Below are 5893 nucleotides of genomic sequence, written 5' to 3' on the forward strand. Positions count from 1 at the left end.
GCCGTCGCGACACGCCCGGGATGCGGGTTGTTTTGCGGGGGTGGGGTGGTCCGCGTAATGTCTCCTCTTGTCGCCGGAACGGGCGGGAAGCGAAATGCTTCCGGAGCTGTTCTGGTGGGCTTGATCCTGGTGAAACAGAAGTTGCCGCGGCTTACGGGTTGCGTGTTTACCATCAACTGAGCTAGGGTCTGATTCTGCTTCCGACGTGAGTGCTGGGCCTTCTGGTCTGGATCACTCCCACGGGGAGCGGTGGAGTGTGAGCTCCGATGGCTGGCTGTGATGGTCGGTGTCGGGAGCGTCCGTTCCTTGAGAACTCAACAGCGTGCACAATGTCAAATGCCAAATACCCGTTGCGGGTGTCCTTCGGATGCTCGTTTCGGATTCCTTTGGAATACATTTAAACAAACAAGCAAGTCAGTAATGATTTGTTCTGTCGGTTTCAAACTTGCTGGTTCGTGTTCGATTCCCGTTCACGTCTGGCTTTAGATGTGCCGATCGCTTTCGGGTGGTCGTGCGTTTAAGCATTTATGGAGAGTTTGATCCTGGCTCAGGACGAACGCTGGCGGCGTGCTTAACACATGCAAGTCGAACGGTGATGTCAGAGCTTGCTCTGGCGGATCAGTGGCGAACGGGTGAGTAACACGTGAGTAACCTGCCCCCGACTCTGGGATAACTGCTAGAAATGGTAGCTAATACCGGATATGACGATTGGCCGCATGGTCTGGTCGTGGAAAGAATTTCGGTTGGGGATGGACTCGCGGCCTATCAGGTTGTTGGTGAGGTAATGGCTCACCAAGCCTACGACGGGTAGCCGGCCTGAGAGGGTGACCGGCCACACTGGGACTGAGACACGGCCCAGACTCCTACGGGAGGCAGCAGTGGGGAATATTGCACAATGGGCGAAAGCCTGATGCAGCAACGCCGCGTGAGGGATGACGGCCTTCGGGTTGTAAACCTCTTTTAGTAGGGAAGAAGCGAAAGTGACGGTACCTGCAGAAAAAGCACCGGCTAACTACGTGCCAGCAGCCGCGGTAATACGTAGGGTGCAAGCGTTGTCCGGAATTATTGGGCGTAAAGAGCTCGTAGGCGGTTTGTCGCGTCTGCTGTGAAATCCCGAGGCTCAACCTCGGGTCTGCAGTGGGTACGGGCAGACTAGAGTGCGGTAGGGGAGATTGGAATTCCTGGTGTAGCGGTGGAATGCGCAGATATCAGGAGGAACACCGATGGCGAAGGCAGATCTCTGGGCCGTAACTGACGCTGAGGAGCGAAAGCATGGGGAGCGAACAGGATTAGATACCCTGGTAGTCCATGCCGTAAACGTTGGGAACTAGATGTGGGGACCATTCCACGGTCTCCGTGTCGCAGCTAACGCATTAAGTTCCCCGCCTGGGGAGTACGGCCGCAAGGCTAAAACTCAAAGGAATTGACGGGGGCCCGCACAAGCGGCGGAGCATGCGGATTAATTCGATGCAACGCGAAGAACCTTACCAAGGCTTGACATATACCGGAAACATGCAGAGATGTGTGCCCCGCAAGGTCGGTATACAGGTGGTGCATGGTTGTCGTCAGCTCGTGTCGTGAGATGTTGGGTTAAGTCCCGCAACGAGCGCAACCCTCGTTCTATGTTGCCAGCACGTAATGGTGGGAACTCATAGGAGACTGCCGGGGTCAACTCGGAGGAAGGTGGGGATGACGTCAAATCATCATGCCCCTTATGTCTTGGGCTTCACGCATGCTACAATGGCCGGTACAAAGGGCTGCGATACCGCAAGGTGGAGCGAATCCCAAAAAGCCGGTCTCAGTTCGGATTGAGGTCTGCAACTCGACCTCATGAAGTCGGAGTCGCTAGTAATCGCAGATCAGCAACGCTGCGGTGAATACGTTCCCGGGCCTTGTACACACCGCCCGTCAAGTCATGAAAGTCGGTAACACCCGAAGCCAGTGGCCTAACCGCAAGGGAGGAGCTGTCGAAGGTGGGATCGGTGATTAGGACTAAGTCGTAACAAGGTAGCCGTACCGGAAGGTGCGGCTGGATCACCTCCTTTCTAAGGAGCATGTGCACCTCTCCTCTGTATACAGGGAGATCAAGGGTGCCAAGTCACGCGTCAGGCGTATGTCCTGGTGGTGGCGCTCATGGGTGGAACATTGACATTGATGCCGGTTGATTCGTCGTGCTGCTAGTACGCCTCCTTGTGGGGTGGGAACGTGGTGTGGGGTGTCGAGGGCATGTTGCACGCTGTTGGGTCCTGAGGGACCGGGCCGCACCGTTTGGTGTGTCTGGTTTCTTGTCGGACCCTTTCCGTCGTCCCTGAGTGGATGGTGGTGGGGTACCGCCCGTATATTGAGAACTACACAGTGGACGCGAGCATCTTAGATTCACCGGTTTACCGGTGGATCACAAAGATCTATTTATAGATCATTGGTCAATTCTGTCTCCTCTACGGGAGGCGAAACGATTCAATCTCATGTGATTTCAAGATTCTAAGAGCAAACGGTGGATGCCTTGGCATCTGGAGCCGAAGAAGGACGTATAAATCTGCGATAAGCCTCGGGGAGCTGATAATAGAGCTTTGATCCGAGGATCTCCGAATGGGGAAACCCCGCCAGGCCCTTTGGGTGACCTGGTGACTCCCGCCTGAATATATAGGGCGGGTAGAGGGAACGTGGGGAAGTGAAACATCTCAGTACCCACAGGAAGAGAAAGCAAAAGCGATTCCGTTAGTAGTGGCGAGCGAAACCGGAAGAGGCCAAACCGATCATGTGTGATATCCGGTAGGAGTTGCATGGTCGGGGTTGCGGGACTTTCCGTACAGTTCTACCGAGCTGTGAGGGCAATGAGCGCGATATAGACGAATGGTCTTGAAAGGCCAGTCATAGAGGGTGCGAACCCCGTAGTCGAAATGTCGTCGCCTGTCCGGAGAGTATCCCAAGTAGCACGGGGCCCGTGAAATCCCGTGTGAATCTGTCAGGACCACCTGATAAGCCTAAATACTCCCAGATGACCGATAGCGGACAAGTACCGTGAGGGAAAGGTGAAAAGTACCCCGGGAGGGGAGTGAAATAGTACCTGAAACCGTTTGCTTACAAACCGTTGGAGCACCCTTGTTGGTGTGACAGCGTGCCTTTTGAAGAATGAGCCTGCGAGTTAGTGATATGTGGCGAGGTTAACCCGTGAGGGGCAGCCGTAGCGAAAGCGAGTCTTAATAGGGCGTATGAGTCGCATGTTCTAGACCCGAAGCGAAGTGATCTATCCATGGCCAGGTTGAAGCGACGGTAAGACGTCGTGGAGGACCGAACCCACTTCAGTTGAAAATGGAGGGGATGAGCTGTGGATAGGGGTGAAAGGCCAATCAAACTTCGTGATAGCTGGTTCTCTCCGAAATGCATTTAGGTGCAGCGTTGCGTGTTTCTTGCCGGAGGTAGAGCTACTGGATGGACGATGGGCCCCAAAAGGTTACTGACTTCAGCCAAACTCCGAATGCCGGTAAGTGAGAGCGCAGCAGTGAGACGGTGGGGGATAAGCTTCATCGTCGAGAGGGAAACAACCCAGACCACCATCTAAGGTCCCTAAGCGCGTGCTAAGTGGGAAAGGATGTGGAGTTGCATAGACAACCAGGAGGTTGGCTTAGAAGCAGCCACCCTTGAAAGAGTGCGTAATAGCTCACTGGTCAAGTGATTCCGCGCCGACAATGTAACGGGGCTCAAGCACGCCACCGAAGTTGTGGCATTTATATTACAGGCAGGCCTTCGTGGTCCAGCCGTATGGATGGGTAGGAGAGCGTCGTGTGGCCAGCGAAGCGGCGGTGTGAACCAGCCGTGGAGGCCACACGAGTGAGAATGCAGGCATGAGTAGCGAAAGACGGGTGAGAAACCCGTCCTCCGAAAGACCAAGGGTTCCAGGGCCAGGCTAATCCGCCCTGGGTAAGTCGGGACCTAAGGCGAGGCCGACAGGCGTAGTCGATGGACAACGGGTTGATATTCCCGTACCGATGAAGAACCGCCCAAGACAATCCAGTAATGCTAAGTGTCTGAATCCTTGATTCGATCCCTTCGGGGTGACGGTCTTGGCCTAGCACACGACCCTACGCTGAGGCGTTTAGCGTATTAACAGGTGTGACGCAGGAAGGTAGCTGAGCCGGGCGATGGTTGTCCCGGTCTAAGGATGTAGGGCAGAAGATAGGCAAATCCGTCTTCTATGTAGCCTGAGACCCGATGGGTAGTCCTCACGGACGAAATCAGTGATCCTATGCTGCCGAGAAAAGCATCGACGCGAGGTTCCAATCGCCCGTACCCCAAACCGACTCAGGTGGTCAGGTAGAGAATACTAAGGAGATCGAGAGAATCGTGGTTAAGGAACTCGGCAAAATGCCCCCGTAACTTCGGGAGAAGGGGGGCCTGAGGCGTGTAGGGATTTACTCCTGAAGCGTATGAAGGCCGCAGAGACCAGTGGGAAGCGACTGTTTACTAAAAACACAGGTCCGTGCTAAGTCGCAAGACGATGTATACGGACTGACGCCTGCCCGGTGCTGGAAGGTTAAGAGGAACGGTTAGCACGCAAGTGCGAAGCTGAGAATTTAAGCCCCAGTAAACGGCGGTGGTAACTATAACCATCCTAAGGTAGCGAAATTCCTTGTCGGGTAAGTTCCGACCTGCACGAATGGCGTAACGACTTCCCAGCTGTCTCAACCGCGAACTCGGCGAAATTGCACTACGAGTAAAGATGCTCGTTACGCGCAGCAGGACGGAAAGACCCCGTGACCTTTACTACAGCTTGGTATTGGTGTTCGGTGTGGCTTGTGTAGGATAGGTGGGAGACTGTGAAGCTCGGACGCTAGTTCGGGTGGAGTCATTGTTGAAATACCACTCTGGTCACTCTGGATATCTAACTTCGAACCGTAATCCGGTTCAGGGACAGTGCCTGGTGGGTAGTTTAACTGGGGCGGTTGCCTCCTAAAGAGTAACGGAGGCGCCCAAAGGTTCCCTCAACCTGGTTGGTAATCAGGTGTCGAGTGTAAGTGCACAAGGGAGCTTGACTGTGAGACTGACAAGTCGAGCAGGGACGAAAGTCGGGACTAGTGATCCGGCAGTGGCTTGTGGAAGCGCTGTCGCTCAACGGATAAAAGGTACCTCGGGGATAACAGGCTGATCTTGCCCAAGAGTCCATATCGACGGCATGGTTTGGCACCTCGATGTCGGCTCGTCGCATCCTGGGGCTGGAGTAGGTCCCAAGGGTTGGGCTGTTCGCCCATTAAAGCGGTACGCGAGCTGGGTTTAGAACGTCGTGAGACAGTTCGGTCCCTATCCGCTGCGCGCGTAGGAAATTTGAGAAGATCTATCCCTAGTACGAGAGGACCGGGATGGACGAACCTCTGGTGTGTCAGTTGTTCCGCCAGGAGCACCGCTGATTAGCTACGTTCGGAACGGATAACCGCTGAAAGCATCTAAGCGGGAAGCCGGCTTCGAGATGAGATTTCCATCCCTTTTAGGGTGAAGGCTCCCGGCTAGACTACCGGGTTGATAGGCAGGATGTGGAAGCGAGGACTAAAGACTCGTGGAGCTGACCTGTACTAATAAGCCGATATCTTGAAAACACTTTGCTTGCGTCCACTATGTGGTTCCCGATATACGGTCGGGTATCAATTGAACAACCAGCTTGACTGGTCGATTCATCACAGATTTCATGCCCTGAGGGGTGTGTATGAGGTGTTTCGGCGGCCATAGCGAGAGGGAAACGCCCGGTCACATTCCGAACCCGGAAGCTAAGACTCTCAGCGCCGATGGTACTGCAGGGGGGACCCTGTGGGAGAGTAGGACACCGCCGGACTTAACTTGAGTAAACGGGGAGGCCCGTCGCATTCGTGCGGCGGGCCTTCTCGCGTTAACGGGCACGGCG

General features: G+C 54.8%; 3 rRNA genes. All 3 read left to right on the top strand.

Going from position 1 to position 5893, the window contains the following annotated elements:
* The first annotated feature begins 524 nt into the window (after positions 1 to 524).
* The 3 genes from PED38_RS15840 (at position 525) to rrf (ending at position 5824) form a co-directional block, all read left to right on the top strand.
* Positions 525 to 2045, top strand: a 16S ribosomal RNA gene (locus PED38_RS15840).
* A gap of 426 nt (positions 2046 to 2471) precedes the next feature.
* Positions 2472 to 5591: ribosomal RNA gene (locus PED38_RS15845) — 23S ribosomal RNA — on the top strand.
* 116 nt (positions 5592 to 5707) lie between these two features.
* Positions 5708 to 5824, top strand: a 5S ribosomal RNA gene (rrf, locus tag PED38_RS15850).
* Together the 16S, 23S and 5S rRNA genes form the textbook arrangement of a ribosomal RNA operon.
* Positions 5825 to 5893: the final 69 nt, after the last annotated feature.

Origin of the sequence: Clavibacter sp. CT19, from assembly GCF_027858075.1 — a bacterium.
Classification (GTDB): domain Bacteria; phylum Actinomycetota; class Actinomycetes; order Actinomycetales; family Microbacteriaceae; genus Clavibacter; species Clavibacter tessellarius_A.